This is a genomic window from Pseudonocardia wallangbongensis (genome assembly GCF_054486945.1).
Genome location: NZ_JBRERS010000013.1, coordinates 134,359 through 152,395 on the forward strand (window position 1 = coordinate 134,359; position 18,037 = coordinate 152,395).

The 18,037-nt window shown below is 72.7% G+C and carries 19 protein-coding genes and 1 pseudogene; 11 read left to right on the top strand and 9 right to left on the bottom strand.

Annotated features, from left to right (window positions below; translation table 11 throughout):
- Positions 1–41: 41 nt before the first annotated feature.
- Positions 42–1,271, bottom strand: coding sequence for a CoA transferase (locus ACU436_RS34580; protein WP_459031276.1), 1,230 nt, complete (start codon positions 1,269–1,271; stop codon positions 42–44).
- Positions 1,272–1,353: 82 nt separating this feature from the next.
- Here ACU436_RS34580 and ACU436_RS34585 point away from each other — a divergent pair, with 82 nt between their 5' ends.
- Positions 1,354–2,361, top strand: a complete 1,008-nt coding sequence (locus ACU436_RS34585; RefSeq protein WP_459031277.1) for an LLM class flavin-dependent oxidoreductase — start codon at positions 1,354–1,356, stop codon at positions 2,359–2,361.
- 1 nt (position 2,362) lies between these two features.
- Here the strand turns inward: ACU436_RS34585 and ACU436_RS34590 are convergent, their stop codons facing one another.
- Together ACU436_RS34590 and ACU436_RS34595 are read right to left on the bottom strand one after the other, a co-directional pair.
- Positions 2,363–3,535, bottom strand: coding sequence for an acyl-CoA dehydrogenase family protein (locus ACU436_RS34590; protein WP_459031278.1), 1,173 nt, complete (start codon positions 3,533–3,535; stop codon positions 2,363–2,365).
- Positions 3,536–3,546: 11 nt separating this feature from the next.
- On the bottom strand, positions 3,547–4,347 hold the full coding sequence (locus tag ACU436_RS34595; protein ID WP_459031279.1) for an enoyl-CoA hydratase/isomerase family protein: 801 nt from the start codon (positions 4,345–4,347) through the stop codon (positions 3,547–3,549).
- Positions 4,348–4,474: 127 nt separating this feature from the next.
- Here ACU436_RS34595 and ACU436_RS34600 point away from each other — a divergent pair, with 127 nt between their 5' ends.
- The gene (locus ACU436_RS34600) at positions 4,475–5,215 is read left to right on the top strand and encodes an SDR family NAD(P)-dependent oxidoreductase (RefSeq protein WP_459031280.1); all 741 of its coding nucleotides are present in this window, start codon (positions 4,475–4,477) and stop codon (positions 5,213–5,215) included.
- An 11-nt stretch (positions 5,216–5,226) separates the two neighbouring features.
- Here ACU436_RS34600 and ACU436_RS34605 read toward each other — a convergent pair whose 3' ends face one another.
- Complete coding sequence (locus ACU436_RS34605) at positions 5,227–5,865, bottom strand: TetR/AcrR family transcriptional regulator (RefSeq protein ID WP_459031281.1); 639 nt, start codon at positions 5,863–5,865, stop codon at positions 5,227–5,229.
- Positions 5,866–5,962: 97 nt separating this feature from the next.
- Positions 5,963–6,163 carry a sigma factor gene (locus ACU436_RS34610; protein ID WP_459031282.1) on the bottom strand — a complete coding sequence of 67 codons (201 nt, stop codon included), beginning with the start codon at positions 6,161–6,163 and terminating at the stop codon, positions 5,963–5,965.
- A gap of 208 nt (positions 6,164–6,371) precedes the next feature.
- Here ACU436_RS34610 and ACU436_RS34615 point away from each other — a divergent pair.
- Both ACU436_RS34615 and ACU436_RS34620 read left to right on the top strand, forming a co-directional pair.
- A pseudogene (locus tag ACU436_RS34615) lies at positions 6,372–6,593 on the top strand (WhiB family transcriptional regulator); the annotation flags it as partial.
- Between the two features lie 152 nt (positions 6,594–6,745).
- Positions 6,746–6,976, top strand: a complete 231-nt coding sequence (locus ACU436_RS34620; protein ID WP_459031283.1) for a helix-turn-helix domain-containing protein — start codon at positions 6,746–6,748, stop codon at positions 6,974–6,976.
- Positions 6,977–6,979: 3 nt separating this feature from the next.
- On the opposite strand, the gene ACU436_RS34625 is transcribed toward ACU436_RS34620, so the two are convergent.
- Entirely contained in the window at positions 6,980–8,074 is a 1,095-nt protein-coding gene (locus ACU436_RS34625) for a hypothetical protein (RefSeq protein WP_459031284.1), read from the bottom strand.
- Positions 8,071–9,030: a UGSC family (seleno)protein gene (locus ACU436_RS34630; RefSeq protein WP_459031285.1), complete on the bottom strand. Its 960-nt coding sequence runs from the start codon at positions 9,028–9,030 to the stop codon at positions 8,071–8,073. Before ACU436_RS34630 ends, ACU436_RS34625 begins: the two co-directional genes overlap by 4 nt.
- Here ACU436_RS34630 and ACU436_RS34635 point away from each other — a divergent pair.
- Both ACU436_RS34635 and ACU436_RS34640 read left to right on the top strand, forming a co-directional pair.
- The gene (locus ACU436_RS34635) at positions 8,911–9,366 is read left to right on the top strand and encodes a nitroreductase family deazaflavin-dependent oxidoreductase (protein ID WP_459031286.1); all 456 of its coding nucleotides are present in this window, start codon (positions 8,911–8,913) and stop codon (positions 9,364–9,366) included. The two genes, ACU436_RS34630 and ACU436_RS34635, sit on opposite strands and share 120 nt — an antisense overlap.
- A gap of 109 nt (positions 9,367–9,475) precedes the next feature.
- Positions 9,476–11,587 carry a DUF222 domain-containing protein gene (locus ACU436_RS34640; protein WP_459031287.1) on the top strand — a complete coding sequence of 704 codons (2,112 nt, stop codon included), beginning with the start codon at positions 9,476–9,478 and terminating at the stop codon, positions 11,585–11,587.
- A 6-nt stretch (positions 11,588–11,593) separates the two neighbouring features.
- On the opposite strand, the gene ACU436_RS34645 is transcribed toward ACU436_RS34640, so the two are convergent.
- Together ACU436_RS34645 and ACU436_RS34650 are read right to left on the bottom strand one after the other, a co-directional pair.
- Positions 11,594–12,367, bottom strand: coding sequence for an ABC transporter permease (locus ACU436_RS34645; protein WP_459031288.1), 774 nt, complete (start codon positions 12,365–12,367; stop codon positions 11,594–11,596).
- Positions 12,364–13,206, bottom strand: a complete 843-nt coding sequence (locus ACU436_RS34650) for an ABC transporter ATP-binding protein (RefSeq protein WP_459031289.1) — start codon at positions 13,204–13,206, stop codon at positions 12,364–12,366. Before ACU436_RS34650 ends, ACU436_RS34645 begins: the two co-directional genes overlap by 4 nt.
- A 136-nt stretch (positions 13,207–13,342) precedes the next feature.
- Between ACU436_RS34650 and ACU436_RS34655 the strand changes: the two genes are divergently transcribed.
- From ACU436_RS34655 to ACU436_RS34675, 5 genes are all read left to right on the top strand, one after another.
- A complete protein-coding gene (locus tag ACU436_RS34655; RefSeq protein WP_459031290.1) occupies positions 13,343–14,530 on the top strand; it encodes a sensor histidine kinase in 1,188 nt (395 codons plus the stop codon).
- Positions 14,527–15,144, top strand: coding sequence for a response regulator transcription factor (locus ACU436_RS34660; RefSeq protein ID WP_459031292.1), 618 nt, complete (start codon positions 14,527–14,529; stop codon positions 15,142–15,144). Before ACU436_RS34655 ends, ACU436_RS34660 begins: the two co-directional genes overlap by 4 nt.
- A gap of 105 nt (positions 15,145–15,249) precedes the next feature.
- A complete protein-coding gene (locus ACU436_RS34665) occupies positions 15,250–16,083 on the top strand; it encodes a glycoside hydrolase family 16 protein (protein WP_459031293.1) in 834 nt (277 codons plus the stop codon).
- A gap of 116 nt (positions 16,084–16,199) precedes the next feature.
- Positions 16,200–17,120, top strand: coding sequence for a hypothetical protein (locus ACU436_RS34670; RefSeq protein WP_459031294.1), 921 nt, complete (start codon positions 16,200–16,202; stop codon positions 17,118–17,120).
- Positions 17,121–17,129: 9 nt separating this feature from the next.
- On the top strand, positions 17,130–18,032 hold the full coding sequence (locus tag ACU436_RS34675) for an NADP-dependent oxidoreductase (RefSeq protein ID WP_459031295.1): 903 nt from the start codon (positions 17,130–17,132) through the stop codon (positions 18,030–18,032).
- Positions 18,033–18,037: the final 5 nt, after the last annotated feature.

Consider the following 18,037-nt stretch of genomic DNA (forward strand, 5'->3'; position numbering starts at 1 on the left):
GGCTGACGGAGCAACGTCGTCGCGTCCCGACCCTCATCCGGTCAGGCGACGACCCCGCGCTCGTGCAGCGCGCCGATCTCGGCCAGGTTCATCCCGAGGACGTCGGCGAGGACCTGCTCGGTGTCGGTCCCCAGCACCGGCGCCCGGCCGGCCTCGCCGTGCTCGCCGTTCCAGCGGAGCGGGGAGCGGGCGGTGATGGCGGAGCTGCCGTCGGGCAGGGGATGCTCGGCGAGCACCGGGTGGTGGCCCGCGCGCCAGGCGGTGACGACGTCGGACATGCCCTGGTAGCGGCCCCAGAGCACGCGGGCGGCGTCCAGCTCCGCCGCCACGGTGGTGGAGTCGCGGGCGGCGAACCAGGGCTTCAGGATCGCGGCGATCGTGTCGCGCAGCCGGTAGCGCTCCGTCTCGCGGGTGAGGTCGGCGTCCAGCGCGTGCTCGAGGGCCGCGAACACCTCGTCGGTGCCGGTCACGGTCTTCAGGGCCGACCACTGCCCCGGCGTGAGGGCGACCACCATCACCCGGCCGCCGTCCGAGCACGCGAAGTCGACGCCGAAGGAGCCGTAGACGTGGTTGCCGTGGCGCGGCCGGTCGTGGCCCCGCTCGGCGGCCTCCGACAGCCAGCCGAGGTTGGCCACCCCGGCGAGGGCGACGTCGGCGAGCGCGAGCTCGACGTACGCGCCGCGGCCGGTCCGGGCGCGGTCGTGCAGCGCGGCGAGCACGCCGGTGGACACCGACAGGCCGGTGACCAGGTCCCACGCCGGCAGCACGTGGTTGACCGGAGCCCCGCCGCCCTCGGGGCCGGTGATCTGCGGGATGCCGACCTCGGCGTTGACGGTGTAGTCCACCGCGGGACGCCCGTCCGCGTGGCCCTGGACGCGCAGGTGGATCAGGTCGGGGCGCAGGCGCACCAGCGCGTCGTTCGACATCCACCGGCGCCCGACGACGTTGTCGACCAGCACGCCGCGGTCGTCGCCCGGGGCGGTGATCAGGGCGGTGACCAGCTCGCGGCCCTCGTCGGAGCGCATGTCGACCGCGACGGAGCGCTTGCCCTTGTTGAGCGAGGTCCAGTAGTAGGACTCCGCGTCGGCCGGCCCGGTGCCGACCCCAGCGACGGGCCAGCGGCGGTAGTCGGCGTTGCCGCCGATCGGGTCGATGCGGATCACCGTGGCGCCGAGCTGGGCGAGGGTCATTCCGCCGGTCGGTCCGGCGACGAAGCTCGCGCACTCCACGACCTGGAGCCCGGAGAGCGGGCGGGCTGATGGGGACGACATGGACGCGATCATCGTCCTCGATCGGCTTCCGCGAAAGTTCAACCCTATGGTCGGCTTGCCGTCTCCGTGGTTGGATGCGGGCATGGAGATCGGGCTCGTGGTCATGGACGAGAACCCGGCGGACGCGCTGCGGATCGTCCGCGCGGCCGACCGCGCCGGAGTGCACTCGCTGTGGAGCATCGACTACTACAACCGAAGCAGCCTCACCCGCGCCGCGGCGTTCGCGGCCGTCGCCGAGAACGCGATCGTCGGCACGAGCGTCACCCCGCTGTTCGCCCGCTCGGCGCTGGCGCTCGCCTCGGCCGCCGCCGACGTCCAGGCGATCGCAGGCGGCCGGTTCGTGCTCGGCGTCGGCAGCAGCACCCGCCGGATGAACCGGGACTGGTACGGCACCGCGCTGCAGCACCCGGCACCGCAGGTCCGGGAGCGGGTCGAGCTGGTCCGGCGGTTGATCGCGCACCGCAGCGGCCCGTTCCGGTTCGAGGGCGAGTTCGACCGCGTCGCCCTGGCCCACTACGAGCGCACCGCGCTGCCCGACGCCGTGCCGATCCTCGCCGCGGGCGTCGGGGAGCACATGGTCCGCGCCGCCGGTGGGTGTGCGGACGGGTTCGTCGGGCACACGATCGCCTCGGCCGACCACCTGCGCGACGTCGCGCCTCCGTTGCTGGCCGAGGGCGCGGCCCGGGCCGGGCGGGACGTCTCTCAGCTGCGGATGACCACCCAGATCGTCGCCTCGGCGGGCCCCGACCCAGGTGTCGCGCGGCGGGACGCCGCGGCCCAGGTGGGGTTCTACGCGACGCCCAAGGGTTACGACGCGCTGTTCCCGGAGGGCCGGTTCGGCGCCGAGCGGGCCGCGGCCCGGGAGGCGGTGGCGAGCGGTGACGTGGCCGGTGTGATCGCGGCCGGGGAGGCGATGGTCGAGGAGCGCGCCGTGTTCGGCACCCCGGAGGACGTCGCCGCGCAGCTGCGCCGCTACGCCGGCGCGGTCGACTGGGCGCTGCTCTACCCGCCGCACTTCGGCGTGGATCCGGAGCGCGTCCACGCGAACGAGCTGGCCCTGATCGAGGTTGCCGCCGGCTGGGACCCCTGACTCAGCGTGCGCGCAGGCCCAGGTCCCGGCCGATGATCTCCTTCATGATCTCGGTGGTGCCGCCGTAGATGCGGGTGATGCGCGCGTCGGCCCAGGCCTGCGCGATCGGGTACTCGGCCATGTAGCCGTAGCCGCCGTGCAGCTGGACGCCGAGGTCGACGGCGCGGCCCTGCAGCTCGGTGCACCACCACTTCGCCTTCGCCGCGTCGGCCGCGGACAGCTCGCCGTCGGCCAGCGCGAGCACGCACTGGTCGACGAACGCCTGCGCGACGTCGACCTCGGTGGCCAGCTCGGCGAGCCGGAACCGGGTGTTCTGGAACCCGCCGATCGGCCGGCCGAACGCTTCGCGGCCCTGCACGTAGTCGAGGGTCCAGCCCAGCGCGGCGCGGGCGGCCGCCACGCCGTATGCGGCGAGCGAGAGGCGTTCCTGCGGCAGGTTGTCGGTGAGGTGCCGGAAGCCCTCGCCCTCCACACCGAGGAGGTTGGCCGCCGGGACGCGCGCGTCGTCGAAGAAGAGCTCGGCGGTGTCCTGGGCGTGCTGGCCCATCTTGGCCAGGTTGCGGCCGCGGTCGAAGCCGGGCGTGCCGCGTTCGACCACGAGCAGGCTCATCCCGCGGTGCGCCCGGGCGGGGTCGGTCTTGACGGCCAGGATCACGAGGTCGGCGTTGATGCCGTTGCTGATGAACGTCTTGCTGCCGGTGACGCGGTAGTGGTCGCCGTCGCGGCGGGCGGTGGTGGTCATCGAGGCGAGGTCGGAGCCGATCGCCGGCTCGGTCATCGCGATGGCTGTGATCAGCTCGCCGGAGGCGATGCCGGGCAGCCAGCGGCGCTTCTGCTCGTCGTTCGTGAGCCGGAGGAAGTACGGCGTGCACACATCGGTGTGCAGGGTGAGGCCGATCGCAACCGCCGCGGCGCCCACCCGGGCCAGCTCCTCACCCAGGACCAGGTTGAACCGGAAGTCGGGGACCCCGCCGCCACCGAACTGCTCGGGGACGGCCGTCGACAGGAGCCCCGCGGCACCGGCCGCGGTGAACAGCTCGCGGGGGACGATGCCCGCCTCGGACCACCGCTGGGTGTGCGGGGCGACCTCCTTCTCGACGAACCGGCGCACCGTGGCGCGGAAGTCGCCGTTCGCGGTGTCCCCGTGCTCGGTGTCCCACAGCCTGCGTCGCATGATGCCCTCCCTCAGGACTGGGCGGAGGGGAAGCGGGGGGCGCGCTTCTCGCGCAGCGCGGTGTAGCCCTCGACGACGTCGGGGCCCATGAAGGTCAACATCTCGTAGGCGGCGGACTGGTCGAAGGCGGGGCCCGCGGCTCGCAGCCAGTTGTTGAGCGCCTTCTTGGTGAGCCGGATGGCGGGCTGGGAGCCGGTGGCCAGCGCGTCGGCGACGCGCAGCGCCTCGTCGAGCACCTGGTCGCGGGGCAGGGCCTTGGCCACCATGCCGAGCCGTTCGGCCTCGGCGCCGGTGAGCATCTCGCCGGTGAGCAGGTAGTAGCGGGCCTTGGCCATGCCGGCCAGCAGGGGCCAGATGATCGCGGCGTGATCGCCTGCCGCAACCCCGAGCTTGACGTGCCCGTCGCCGATGCGGGCGTCCTCGGCGGCGATGGCGACGTCGGCCAGCAGCGCGGCGACGGTGCCTGCGCCGACGGCGACGCCGTTGATGGCCGAGACGATGGGCTTGTCGCAGTTGATGATGTTGTAGACGAGGGCGCTCATCTCCTCGAGCATGTGCGAGACGCGGTCGTAGTCGCCGGCCATCCGTTCGACCATGGCCAGGTCGCCGCCCGCGGAGAACGCCTTGCCCGCGCCGGTGATCACGGCGACGCGGGTCTCCGGATCGGCGGCGACGTCGTTCCAGACCCGGGCGAGCTCACCGTGCATCACCTCGTCGGTGGCGTTGTACTTGTCCGGCCGGTCGAGCGTGATGAGCAGGACGCCGTTCGCGCGGCGGTCGAACGTCAGCTGCGTGTATCCGTCGAGGCTCACGGTGGTTCCTCCCGTTCGTCGCGCCTGAGTCAACCATAGTTACGGTTCTTCGACCAGGCCGACTGATATTCGACTTATCGGTCGAAGAACTGATACCGTCCGATCCGGATGCGAGGGAGGCGGCCCGATGGATCTCGGGAACAAGGTTGCGATCGTCACCGGCGCGGCGTCCGGCATCGGGCGGGCCGTCGCGGTGGGGATGGCGAGGGCGGGTGCCACGGTCGCGGCCGTCGACCGGGACGCCGAAGGGCTCGCTGCCACCGTGCGGGCGATCGACGGCCGGTCCGCGCCGCACCAGGCCGACCTGGGTGACAGGGACGCGATCCTCGCGCTGCGCGACGAGGTCGTGGCCACGCACGGGCTGCCGGACGTGATCGTCAACGCCGCCGGGTTCGACCGGGTCGAACCGTTCATGCAGAACGACGACGCGCTGTGGGAGCAGCTGGCCGCGGTGAACTTCCTCGGGCCCGTCCGGCTGACCCACGCGTTCCTCGAGCCGATCCTCGCGGCGGAACGCCCGGTCAAGATCGTCAACATCGCCAGCGACGCGGGTCGGGTCGGCAGCCTGGGGGAGACCGTCTACGCAGGCACGAAGGGTGGGCTGATCGCCTTCAGCAAGTCGCTGGCGCGCGAGATGGCCCGCCACCGGATCAACGTCAACTGCGTCTGCCCCGGCCCCACCGACACGCCGCTGTTCGCGTCCCTGCCGGAGAAGGTGCGGGAAGGGCTGGTCCGGGCCATCCCGTTCCGCAGGCTCGCCGCGCCGGAGGAGGTGGCCGACGCGGTCCTGTTCTTCGCGTCGGACCACGCGAACTACGTCACCGGCCAGGTGCTCAGCGTCAGCGGTGGCCTGACGATGGCCGGCTGATCAGTGCCCTCTCACCGGGCACCGTCGAGGCTGAACATCCGGGACGCGGTGTCCACGACCGCCTCCCACAGCTCGGCCTTCTTCTCCGCGGGCAGCGACGGGCGGATCCACAGGGAGGACTGGTTCAGCACCCCGTGCAGGCACTGCAGCGCGACGTCCGGGTTCGGGCAGTCGAACTCGCCCGCCGCGAGCCCGGCCTCGACGACCCGGCGGAAGATCGCGTCGTGGCGGCGCCGGCTCTCCTTCATGGTGTCCTGGAAGGAGTCGGGCCACGTCTTCGGCCAGGAGAACAGCGTGGCGACCTCGGGGGCCGTGTCGGTGAGGATCCGGATCTGCTCCCGGATCAGGGTGCGGATCTGCTCGAGGTGGCTGCGGTCCCGGACGCCGTCGAGCTCCTGCTCGAGGCGCCGGTTGACGTCGACCGTCAGCGCCTCGATCACCGCGGCGACCAGCTCGTCCTTGCCGGAGAAGTAGTGGTAGAGCGTGGCCTTGGCGATGTCGGTCCGTTCGGCGACGTCCTCCAGGTTCATCCCCTGGTAGCCGTGGTCGGACAGCAGCTCGGTCGCGGTCCGGACGATCTCGGCCTTGCGCCGGTCCCGGCGGCGCTCCACCCGGCTGCCCGGGCGGTCGGTGGTCGCTGGCTCGGCCACTGGTCGTCGCTCCCGTCAGAAGACACCGCTGGGCCCGTGGCCCGAGCAGAGTCTAGGTCAGCCGACCGGTGGGACTGGTATTCGACTCAACGATCGGTCACGCCACGACCCGCCGTGCCCGGTCGGCACGCTGCCAGCGGACCCAGACGTCCTGGGCGACGTCCTCGGCGTCGGCCGCCCGGCCCAGCAGCCGGTACGCGATCCCGAACAGGCGCGGGCGGACGGTCTGGAAGTCCGCCGCTTCCTCGGCTGTCGAGACGGGTGACGAGCCGGACTCGAACACGATGTCGACGGGCATACGACCACCGTCGTGCGGCTCGGGTGCCGCTCGCGCCCTTGGTGGCCCCGGGTGGATCCCCGGGGTGGAGCGGCCAGGGCCCCGGTGCCGGATGCACGGGGTCCCGGATGTGCGCCGGGGGGATGCCCGGGGCCTTCACCGGGGCGATCGGCGCAGCCGGAGGCCGATAGTTACCTCGTCATCAGCCATCCCCGGAAGGGGGATCGTCGTGGACTGGCTTTTCAGAGCGGCGTGCCGCGCGGAGGAACCGGAGTTGTTCTTCCCGGTCGGCACCGAAGGGCCGGGCCTCGCCCAGACGGCCCGGGCCAAGGCCGTGTGCCGACGCTGCCCGGTGATGATCCGGTGCCGGACGTGGGCGCTGTCGACGGGGCAGACCGCCGGGGTGTGGGGCGGCTTGAGCGAGGACGAGCGTCGCGCGTTGCGTCGCCGGGACCGCGTGGACCTCCTGCTGCCCCGTGGGCTGCGGGTTGCCGACGACCGGACCGCGGTTGACCCTCTGCCGGAACGAGCTGACCACGCACGCGGTCCGAGCGGCTGCACCGCTTCGGTGCCGAGGCCTTCGCCGAACGCGCCCGTCGCGAGTTGCTGACCACCGGCGAGTCGGTGCGCCACCGCGTGGTCGAGACCCGCGACGCCCTCACCGCGCAGGAGGCCCAGATCGCCCGGCTCGCCGGCGACGGCATGACGAACTCAGAGATCGGCGCCACGCTGTTCATCAGCCCTCGCACCGTCGAATGGCACCTCCGCAAGGTGTTCACCAAACTCGCCGTCGACTCGCGCAACAAGCTCCGCGGAGCCCTGGCCGCGACCTGAGGGTCAGTGCGGCGCAGCCCGCACCGGGGCGAGCGCGGGCCGGTCGCCGCGCGGCCCGAACGTGTCGACCACCGCCGACACCCCGGAGTTCGACGCGCCGGCCACCACGATCTGCACGGCGTCCGGCGAGGTGAGCACGTGGAAAGCGCCGGTGGCGGGGTCGATGCGGTCGTCGAGCACCGCCTCGGGGTGGTCGGCGGGCAGCCGCCACGAGGTCGTGCGCGAGATCGCGGTCTTGCCGACCCGGTCGAGATCCTCCTTCCCGAGCCGCGCCTCCTCGTACACGAACCTGCGGATGGCCGGCTTGTCCCAGCCCTGCCCGGCCAGGAGGTGGGCGTGCTCCGGGCCGAGCACCAGGCAGGTGGAGATCGCGTGGTGCAGCAGGGCGCCCGTGCGCGCGACCGTGCCGGCCAGGTCACGCAGCAGTTGCGTCGCCTCGCTGGTGTGCCGCGCCTCGATGTGCGAGACCGAGCGGATCGTCATCACGGTGACCGCGCTCTCGTCCGGCCCGAACCCGAACTCCTCGTGGAACGCCCCCCACGGGCTCTCCTCCTGGTTCTCCCCGATGCAGCACGTGTACTTCGCCGGGGTGCCCTGGGTGGCCTGGTCGAGCGCGTGCGGGCGGAGCCCGAACACGTTGATCGCCGCGAGCCGGATCGCCCGCCCGATCGTCGCGTTGGCGCGGAAACCGGAGCCGAACACGTTGCCCTTGCAGTTGATCCCGATCTGCCCGCGCACCGGCCCGTTCACGAGCACCAGTGGCGCGGTGCCGGTGGTGCTCTGCCAGATGCCCTTGCCCGCGTACCCCTCGGCGCGCAGCGAGTCCCACACCGCGAGCACCACCGGGAAGTACTCCGGGCGGCAGCCGGCCATCGCGGCGTTCAGCGCGGCCATCCGGACCGTGCACTCCCGCCCGATCTGCGGCATGGCCAGCAGCACGTCGTCCGGCCCGCGATCGGTCTGCGCGAGGAACGCATCGAGCCGTTCGGGCGTGCACGGGACCACCGGGAGCCCGTCGCTCCACTCCTGGTCGTAGCAGTACTCGACCGCGTCGACGAGCGCATCCACGATCGCGCGGGCCTCGTTGTCGACCGTCATTCCGCGACCCCCAGGATCTCGAGGATGCGGGGGATCATCAGCCGCACGCGCTCGCGGACCTCCTCACGCGACAGGCTCGCCACCGGATGCTCGGTGACGACGTACGGGTAGTCGGGGAAGCCGTACGAGCGCGCCATCGCGTCGGCGGCGAGTCGGAACGGCTCGGTGCAGATGCTGACGGCCGGCACGCCGGCACGTTCCAGCAGGATCCCGTCGGCCAGACTGGCCGCGCTGCACGAGCCTCAATCACCGACCGCCGTGACGGCGAAGTTGCAGTTCGCGACGATGCGCTCGACCTGCGTTCGTTCCACCGGAGTGCCGAAGTAGTCCTTCGTGTACGCCTTGACGTCCTGCAGCCGGAACCGTTCGGAGAGCTGCCGGCCGACCTCCTCGAGCAGCAGCGCCGCGTTCGGCTTGCCGTTGTCCAACAGCCCGAGGGTGGCCCCGTGCAGCGTGGCAGGCCGTGGGGAGAGGGCGCGGTCCTCGCCGCGCTCCACCTCGCCGGTCGGGTCGAGGATCGCGCGCGACCAGTCGATCACTGTCACCTCCTGGGTGGTGCCGTTCGGGCCATCATCGGGGATGTGCTCGGCCCCGCGAAGATATCCGGGAATAGCCGAGACGGATGACGTAGCCGAGAAAAGCTGGATGTCGCCCCGGCGAATTGATAATGCGAATTGGTCGGGGCATCGGCGTTCGGACCAGCCGTGCCGCGGGCTGCGGGCCGGCGGTTGTCGACGAAAGATGCGGCCGGGATGTCGAGACCGGCGTGACGGCTCCGTCCCAGGGGCAGATGCGGCCGGCGTGGCCGCATCCCACGCACCGAAAGGACCGCCGCCATGGCCATCGCCGAGGACCTCGACCGCGCCACCGACTCGCAGTGGGACTGGGTCGCCGAGCACACCCGCACGTACCTCGCCTCGGGCGGCGCCGAGGGGCACGAGAACGACGGCGTGCACACCCTCGTGCTCGCCACGACCGGACGCCGGACCGGCACGCCCCGCCGCACCTGCCTGATCTACGGCACCTCGGGCGGCGAGTACGTCGTCGTCGCCTCGAAAGGCGGCGCCGAGGAGCACCCGGCATGGTTCATGAACCTCGAGGCGGAGCCCAGCGTCGGGGTGCAGGTCGGCACCCACCGGTTCACCGCACGCGCCCGCGTCGCATCCCCCGCCGAGCACGCGTCCCTCTGGGCCCAGATGGTGAACATCTTCCCGCTCTACGACGACTACGCGCGGAAGACCTCCCGCAAGATCCCGATCATCCTGCTCGCCCCGGTGGGTGGGCCCTGCTAGTGCGGGGCCTGCCCGTCGCTGACACTGTCGGCTGGGCCGTTCGGGTGGTCTCGTCCGGGTCGGGCTCGGGGGCGCCGGAAGTGTCAGTAGTCGAACGTAGGTTCGAATCATGCCGGGAGTGGTGGAGCTGATCGACCGGGTGGTGGACTTACCGCCCGGTCCGCAGCTGTCCGCGCTGCTGGCTGAGTTGCCGTGGTCGCGGGTGCCGAACGCGCGGCTGGTCGAGGTCCTGCAAGCCCGCTCCCGACAGCTCGCGCACGAGCAGGCCGGGCTGCTGGCCGGGATGGTCGAGATTTCCTGTGCGGTCCCGGTCGCGGGGCTGTCCGACGAGGCGGTGGCGCGGGCCGGGGACGACTTCGAGTGGGCCTCCCACGAGATCGCCGCCGCCCTGACCTGGACCCCCACCGCGGCCGATCGGGAACTGGACTTCGCCCGGGTCCTGGTGCGCGGGCTGCCGCTGGTGTTCGCCGCCCTCGAACATGGGTTGATCGACCGGGGTAAGGCGAAAGTCTTCTGCGACCACCTCGACCCGGCCCGCGGGGAGCTCACCCCCGCCCAGATCCGGCGGTTGTGTGAACGGTTCGTGCCCCTGGCGCCGGGGTGGACGGCGCGGCGGCTGTCGCGGCGGTTGCTGGCCGCGATCCTGGCGATCGACCCGGAGTTCCACCGCCGCCGCTACCGGCGCGGGCTGCGCGGGCGTGGGGTGGCGCTGTATCTGAACCGGGACGGCACCGCCACCCTGTCCGGGGAAGGCCTGCCCCCGGACGAGGCGGCCGCCGCGGCGGCACGCCTGGACCGGTTGGCGGAGGCGGCGAAACGGGCCGGGCACCCGGGCCGGCTATCCCAGATCTCGGCCGATCTGTTCCTGGGGATGCTGCACGGGTCGTTCCACGGGCTGACCGAGGCGGAGATCCTGGCCCGGTTGCTGGCCCAATCCCGGCCGGAAGACACCGACACCCAGACCGACGGCACCGGCACCGGCACCGAGGCCGCCGGCACCGACACTGTCGAGGTCAAGGCCGTCGACACCGGGCCGACCGACACCGCCACCGCCACCGCCACCGCCGCCATCGCGGGCACCGAGGACTCGGCGGGTAGTGGCGCCACCGCAGATGCGGCCGCCGGCGACCGCGGCGAGGGCAGCGAGCGGGTCAGCGACCCGGGACCCGAGGAGGAGGCCGCCGCCACCGCAGGTGCCAGCGGGGACTCCGCCGAGGATCACCCGGTGGGTCACCTCACCGGCGGGGGACCAGGCGCACATGCCCCGACCAGTGACGCCCCGACCAGTGACGCCCCGACCAGTGAGGCCCTGACCGGCGCGAGTGCGACCGACCCGCCCGACACGGGTGGGGGCCGTTGGAGCGGTGAGCGGATCGGGATCCGGGAGGGCATCGAACTGCGCGCCGGGCTGGCCACCCTGCTGGGCCACGACCAGCGGCCCGCCGAGATCCCCGGCCTCGGCCCGGTCGACCCCCACATCGCCCGCGCCACGGTGGCCCGACAACGTCGCGGCGCCCGGTGGCAGTTCGCCATCGTCGACACCCGCGGATACCTCCTACTTGCCGGGCCGCTACGCCGCCGCCCCCGCACCAACGGCCCACCCCCGGACCGAGTCCGCGGTGGGGTGGTCGAACTACACCTGACCCTGGTCGAGCTGACCCGCTTCGCCGCCGACCCCCAGCAGGCCGGGGAATGGGCCGGGGTGATCGCCGAGATCGCCGCCCAATGGGCGGACCGGCACCGGCTGTGGCGCGAACTCGCCAAGAACCCGCGCGCCCGGTTCGCCCGCGCCGCCCTGGGGCGCCACGTGCAGGTACGGGACCGCACCTGCATCGGCTCCGGCTGCGAACGCTCCGCACGCCGCTCGGACCTCGACCACACCTGGGACCACGCCTGGGGCGGGCGCACCCTCGAGATCAACCTCGGACCCAGCTGCTGGCGCCACCACCCCGACAAAGACCGCGGCTGGACCCTGAGCCAACCCGAGCCAGGGCACTTCGTGTGGATCTCCCCGCTCGGGCGGATCTACCGCACGCGGGGGGAGCCAATCCGGCCCGACCTGCCCGACCCGGACCCACCACTGGACGGTGAGGACCCGCGCGATGATCTCGACGGCGCCCACGGGCACCCGGTCGACCCGCACATCCTGTGGCGGGAAGGTCGCGACCCGCCACCACCACCCCCACCAGCACCCGACGACGAGGAGGAACCACCGTTCTGATGCGGATCAGTGCTGCGGGCCCCACCGGACCGTGCGCTTCGCGAGCACGGCGAACACCGTGGTCCACAAGGCCAGCGCGAGCAGCGCCGGCACCACCGCGGGCAGCCCGGCCGCTCCGGGCGCCCACGTGGCCCCGGTCATCGCGAGCTGCACCAACTGCCCGACCGCGGCCCCGGGGAGCAGCACGAGCGCCTGCAGCCGGCTGTCCAGCGGGATCGCCGTCAACACGACCGCCCCGCCGAGCATCACGAACACGATCGGCATCGTCGTGACCTGGGCCCGCTCCGGCGTGGAGGTGACGCCCGCCGTCGCGAACGACGCGGCGACGGCGAGCGCGAGCCCACCGAACACCGCCGGTACGAGCGGCACCGGGTCGCTCGGCGGCGATGTTCCGTTCACCGCGTCGATGACGGCGAACACCGCGAGCTGCACGATCCCGAGCGCTGCGCTCGGCGCCGTCGTCGCGACGAGCAGCTCCGCATCTCCCAGGCCGGTGGTGCGCATGCGCTTGAGCACCCCGGACTGCCGTCGGGCCACCAGCGTCTGGGTGGCAGTCACGTAGACCGTCATGCCGAGGACGACGGCAAGCTGCAGGGCCACCACGATGGACAGGCGGGTCGAATCTCCGCCCGTGTCGAAGGTGAAGGCCCAGAACAGGCCGATGCCGAGCGGCACCACGATCGCCGACACGGCCGCCCTCCGGTTGCGCAAGATCAGCTTCAGCTCGGTGGCGACCAGCGCGAGCACCCGGCTCGGCCGGGTCTCCCCCGCGGCGGTCATGGCGCGTTCCCCACCTCGGTGCGAACGGCGTGGTAGATGTCGGCCAGCGAGGCCGGGGCGGCGCGGACGTCGGCCCGCCGCACCCCTGTGCGGCCGACGCCCGCGGGCACCGTGGCGGTGAACCCGGCGGGCCGGGCGCCGACGATCTCCGCGAGCGTTCCCGCCACGATCCGCCCCTCGTGCATGATCGCCACCCGGTCGGCGAGCGCCTCGGCCTCCTCGAGGTGGTGCGTGGTGAGCACGACGGTGCGACCGGCTTCCTGCAGCTCCTGGATGGCGTCCCAGGCGCGGCGTCGGGACTCCGGGTCGAGGCCGGTCGTCGGCTCGTCGAGGACGACCAGGTCTGGCGACCCCCACACCGCCAGAGCCAGGTCGAGCCGCCGCTTCTCGCCGCCCGACAGCTTCCCGACGGGCACGTCGCGCCGGCCCCGCAGCTCGAACCGGTCGAGCAGCCGTTCCGGCCGGTCCGGCCGGTCGACGAGCCGCTGCCACAGCTGCAGCGTCTCGTGCATGGTCAGCTCCTCGACGAAGCCGCCTTCCTGGAGCTGGACGCCCATGCGTGCGCGCAGTTCCGCGCGCTGGGTCGCCGGGTCGAGGCCGAGCACCGAGACCGTTCCGCTGCTGCGGGGGCCGAAGCCCCCGAGCACCTCCAGCGTGGTGGTCTTGCCCGCACCGTTCGTGCCGAGCAGGGCGAAGATCTCCCCGCGCCGCACGTCGATGTCGATGCCGCGGACGGCCTCGAAGCCGCCGTACCGGACGCGCAGGTCGCGCACCGTGACGGCAGGGACCTGGTCGGGCGGCGTATCGGGCGGGGCCGGCCAACGGGTCGTCTGCGTCATGGATCCACTGTTGCGGCCGGCGGGGCGTCGCCAGTAGTCGCGCTGATCATCGCTCGGGCTGACAGACCGCAGCGATGCCGATGACAGCTGTCATCAGCGCAGGTGCGGGCGTTGCCGGTCGGTTACGTTGGCCGCCGTGGACGTCTCGCCGCTGCAGGGAGCCGAGGAGCGCAAGGTCCGCGCGGCGCGCCGGTTCGGCCGGATCGGCCTGCTGATCACGGTGGGGTGGCTGCTGCTGGTGCCGGCGTCCATCACGTGGGGCGGTTGGCCCTACGTGGGTTTCAGCGCCACGCTCCTGGTGCTGTACCTCGCGGCGCTCGGCCTGCACCTGTGGCGGATCCGCGAGCACGTCACGTCGCCGGGGCGCCGCGCCCGGCCGTGGTTCGTCGTGGCGGCGAGCGCCGTCGGGCTGGCGATCACACTGGCCGGCCTCGCGAGCGGCTTCTCCGGGTTCGTGTGGGCGCTGGTCGGCGGGGTGCTGCTGGGCGACGTCGTGGCCGGGATGCGAGCGCGCGCGACGGCGGTCTGGGTGGTTGCCGCCACGGCCGTCGTCATCGTCGCGGGGTACCGGGTGAGCCTGCCCGTCTACGCGGAGCTGCCCCCGGAGGTCTCGCCGTGGATCGGCACGATCATCGCGGCGTTCTACATCGCGGTCATGTGGGTCGTCGACGTCGAGCGCCTGTGGTGGCTCAAGGCCGTCACCGACCTCGACGAGGCCCGCCGGACGGCCGCCGAGCTCGCCGCGGCCCGGGAGCGGCTGCGGCTCGCCGACGACCTGCACGACATCCTCGGGCACGCGTTGGAGGTCGTCGCCTTCAAGGCCGAGCTCGCCACCCGCCTGCAGACCGCAGACCCCGACCGGGCCCGCGCCGAGATGGAGGACGTCCAGCGCGTCGCCCGCGAGTCGCTCAGTGAGGTCCGCTCCCTGGCGCGGGAGACCCGCGACACCGACCTGGTCACCGAGCTCGCGGGGGCCCGTGCCGTGCTCGACTCCGCCGGCGTCGAGCTCTCCCTGCACGGCAGCCCGGACACGGTCGGTCCGGCGGCCCGCAACGTGCTCGGGCGCGTCCTGCGGGAGGCGATGACCAACGTGCTGCGGCACGCCGAACCGCGGAGGTGCACGATCGAGATCGACGTGGCGGATGGGGACGCCCGCCTCCGGGTCGAGAACGATGGGGTGGGCCCGGGGAACGCCGCCGGGTCCGGCACCGGGTTGATCGCGCTCGAGCGATACCTGAGCGAGCATTCCGGGCGGCTGGACGCCGGCCCGGGACCGGGCGGCACCTTCCGCCTCGACGCTCTGCTGCGCGGGGCGGCGCGATGAACGGCGAGCGGATCCGCCTCGTGCTGGCCGACGACGAGTCCCTGACCCGGGGCGCGGTCGGCGCCCTGCTCGGGCTGGAGTCCGACCTCGTCGTGGTCGGCGAGGCGGGCACCGGCGACGAGGCGATCGCGATCATCGGGCAGCACCGGCCCGACGTCGCGGTGCTGGACGTGGAGATGCCGGGGCGCGACGGCGCCGAGGTGGCGCAGTGGGTGTCGGCGAACGAGTCCGGCACGCGTTGCATCGTGCTGACCCGGCACGCCCGGCCCGGTGTGCTGCGGCGTGCGCTCGCCGCGGGCGCTGCCGGGTTCGTCACGAAGAGCGCACCTGCCACGGTGCTCGCCGACGTCATCCGGCGGGTGCACCGCGGCGGCCGCTACGTCGACCCCGACCTGGCCATGACCGCGCTCATGGCCGAGGACTGCCCTTTGACCGACCGCGAGCTCGAGGTGCTCCGTTCCGTCGACGCGGCGGGGACGGCCGCGGACATCGCCCGCCGGGTCCACCTCTCGCCCGGCACCGTGCGCAACTACCTCTCGTCGGCCATGCAGAAGCTCGGGGCCGGCAGCCGCACGGAGGCGGTGCAGATCGCGCGGGACAGCGGCTGGCTCTGAACAGGACAGCGGCCGGTATCACCCGTTTAGTCCGATTTGTTAGGGTCGCCTCGCGGGCCGGCGCTCCCCGCGGCTCCCCCTCCGGCCGGCACGCGAGGAGGCAGGATGTCCCGGGTCCCGCGGCGCGTGTGGACAGCGCTGCTCGGTGCCGTCGTCGTCCTGGTGGCCGGGTGCGGGGGCGGGACCGCCGCGCTGCACGAGCCGGACCTGTTCGAGGCGCTGCCCGTGCCGTCGCCCCCGCCGACCGACGTCCCCACGCCATTGTCGAACATGGCGCACTCGTCCGAGAGCCGCGCCGGGGACGAGTGGCGGCTGGTGTTCAGCGACGACTTCACCGATCCGCGGCTCGATCCCGCCGTCTGGAACCGCTACAACTCGGTGGGCGGGTTCGGCAACGGCTACCGCCGTCCCCAGGCGATCACAGCGGCGGACGGCAAGCTGCGCATCACCGCCCGCGGCAACGTCTCGGGCGGCATGAACCACGAGCGCAGCCAGCGGTACGGGCGTTGGGAGTTCCGGGCCCGGACCGACAAGGGGCGCGGCCGGGGTTCGGCCATCCTGCTGTGGCCGGACTCCCTGGACAAGGCGGCCGACGGCGAGCTGGACATGATGGAGGTGCCCCGGGAGGACCGGGCGCAGGCCCATTTCGTGATCCACTACTCGGCTCAGAACAAGCTCGCGGGCAGCAAGGTGAGCGGCGACTTCAGCCAGTGGCACACGTTCGCCATGGACTGGCTGCCCGACCGCATCACCTGGTACGTCGACGGGGTCAAGCAGTTCGAGACCACCGACCGCAACGTGATCCCGACGAGCCCGATGCACCTGACGATCCAGCTCGACATGGGCCCCTACGAGGAGTGGATCCTCGCGCCGGACGAGACCACGCCGGCCGAGGTCCGCCTGGAGGTCGACTGGGTGCGCGTGTACGCGCGGCGGTAGCCGCTCTCACCCCGGTCACAACCTCAGCGCGCTCACAGGGTGGCTGTGCCACGGTCGGTCCCCAGCGCGCTGAAGATCGTGCGCCCGGAAGAGGCACCCAGAAGATCGGAGGCACGATGGCGGTCTGCCGTCACCGGTCGCGTCGGCTCGCGGCCGTGCTTGCCGTGCTCGCGGCGACCGCCCTGCTCGCGGCGTGCGGCACCGAGATCCCCGGCACGGCGGACGGCTGCGGCATCTACAAGCCGGGCCAGCCCGACGACTGTGCCGAGGGCACGGGCGGCGGCTCGGCGGACGGCCAGGACGGCGGGGGAAGCAAGTTCGACGCCGAGGTCGGGCGCATCGCCATCTCGGCGGACGGCAACCAGCACGACAACGACGACTGGGCGTCCACGCCCATGGCGCTGGCGCTCCTCGCGCACAAGAACCTCCAGGCCAACCTGGTGCACTTCGACTACAACAACCACATCTGGGACTCCGACGCCGACCACGTCAAGAACATGACGGAGAGCGCCAAGGAGGGCGGCGAACGCTTCGGGTTCGACATGTCCCGGTTCTTCGACGACACCGACAAGGACCAGCTGGACGCCGGCACCCAGAACCTGGTGAAGGAGATCAACGCCTCCACCGACGACGACCAGCTCTCGATCGTGCTCGCCGGACCCATCGAGACCGTCTGGATGGCGCTGGACGCCGCCGACTCGGAAGCCCGCAAGCACGTGGAGTGCATCACCCACGGCGAGGACAGCTTCAACCAGACCCACGGCAAGGAGGAGCACGGCGGTCACGACTACGACGACCTGCTCGACCTGGGCTGCGAGAAGGTGGACATCCCCGACCAGAACTCCGGGCTCGGCCCCACCGAGATGGACTTCTGGGACTTCCTGCAGGACAGCGGCGACGACAACCTGGAATGGCTGTACTCCCGGCTCGACCTGGTGGGCAACGGCGACGTCTCCGACGCCGGGATGGTCTTCTACGCCATCACCGACGAGAAGGACGCCGACCGCTCCGACCTGAAGTCGTACCTCGAGTCGTAAGTTGATCCCGTGCGCGCATATGGATTCACTGAGGTAGGCGGTCCGGAGAAGCAGGCGTTCCTGGATGTCCCCGTCCCGGAGCCGGGCACCGACGAGCTGCTGGTGCGGGTGCGGGCGGCCGGGGTGAACCCGGGGGACTGGCGGGTCCGGGACGGCTCCTACGGCACCAGCGGGCCCGCGGTCCTGGGCAGGGAGGTCGCCGGCACGGTCGTCGCCGTGGGCCCCGGAGTGTCCGGTTTCGCGGTCGGTGACGAGGTGTTCGGCGGCTGTCCGGGGATGGTCGGCGGCTGGGCCGAGCAGGCGGTGGTCACGGCGTCGTTCGCGGCGCACCGGCCGGACGGGGTGAGCCCGGAGGATGCGGCGGCGCTGCCGGTGGCGGCGGGTACCGCGTTCGACGCGCTGAACCGGCTCGGCCTGCCCGCGGGAGCGACGTTCCTGGCCAACGGCGCCGGCGGCGGGGTGGGGATCCCGGCCGTGCAGTTGGCCAGCGCGCGCGGGCTGCGGGTGATCGGGGTGGCGAGCCCGGCCAAGCACGATCTGGTGGCGAAGCTCGGCGGGGTTCCCGTGGCCTACGGTGACGGTGTCGTCGAGCGGGTGCGCGCGGCGGCCCCGGACGGGGTGGACGCGATCCTCGACATGGTCGGTGGCGACGCCCTGCGGACCGTCGCCGGGCTGCTCCCGGACGCCTCGCGGCTGACGTCGATCGCGGACCGGCCACTGGCGATCGAGCTCGGAGGCTTCTCCCTCGAGCGGGACCGGAGCACGGCGGTGCTCACCGAGCTGGCGCGGCTGGTGCAGGCCGGTGACCTGGACCCGCACGTCACGGAGGTCCGGCCGCTGTCCGACGCGGCGGCCGCCCTCGCGCTGGTGGAGGGCGGGCACGTCACCGGGAAGGTCATCCTCGTCCCCTGAGGACG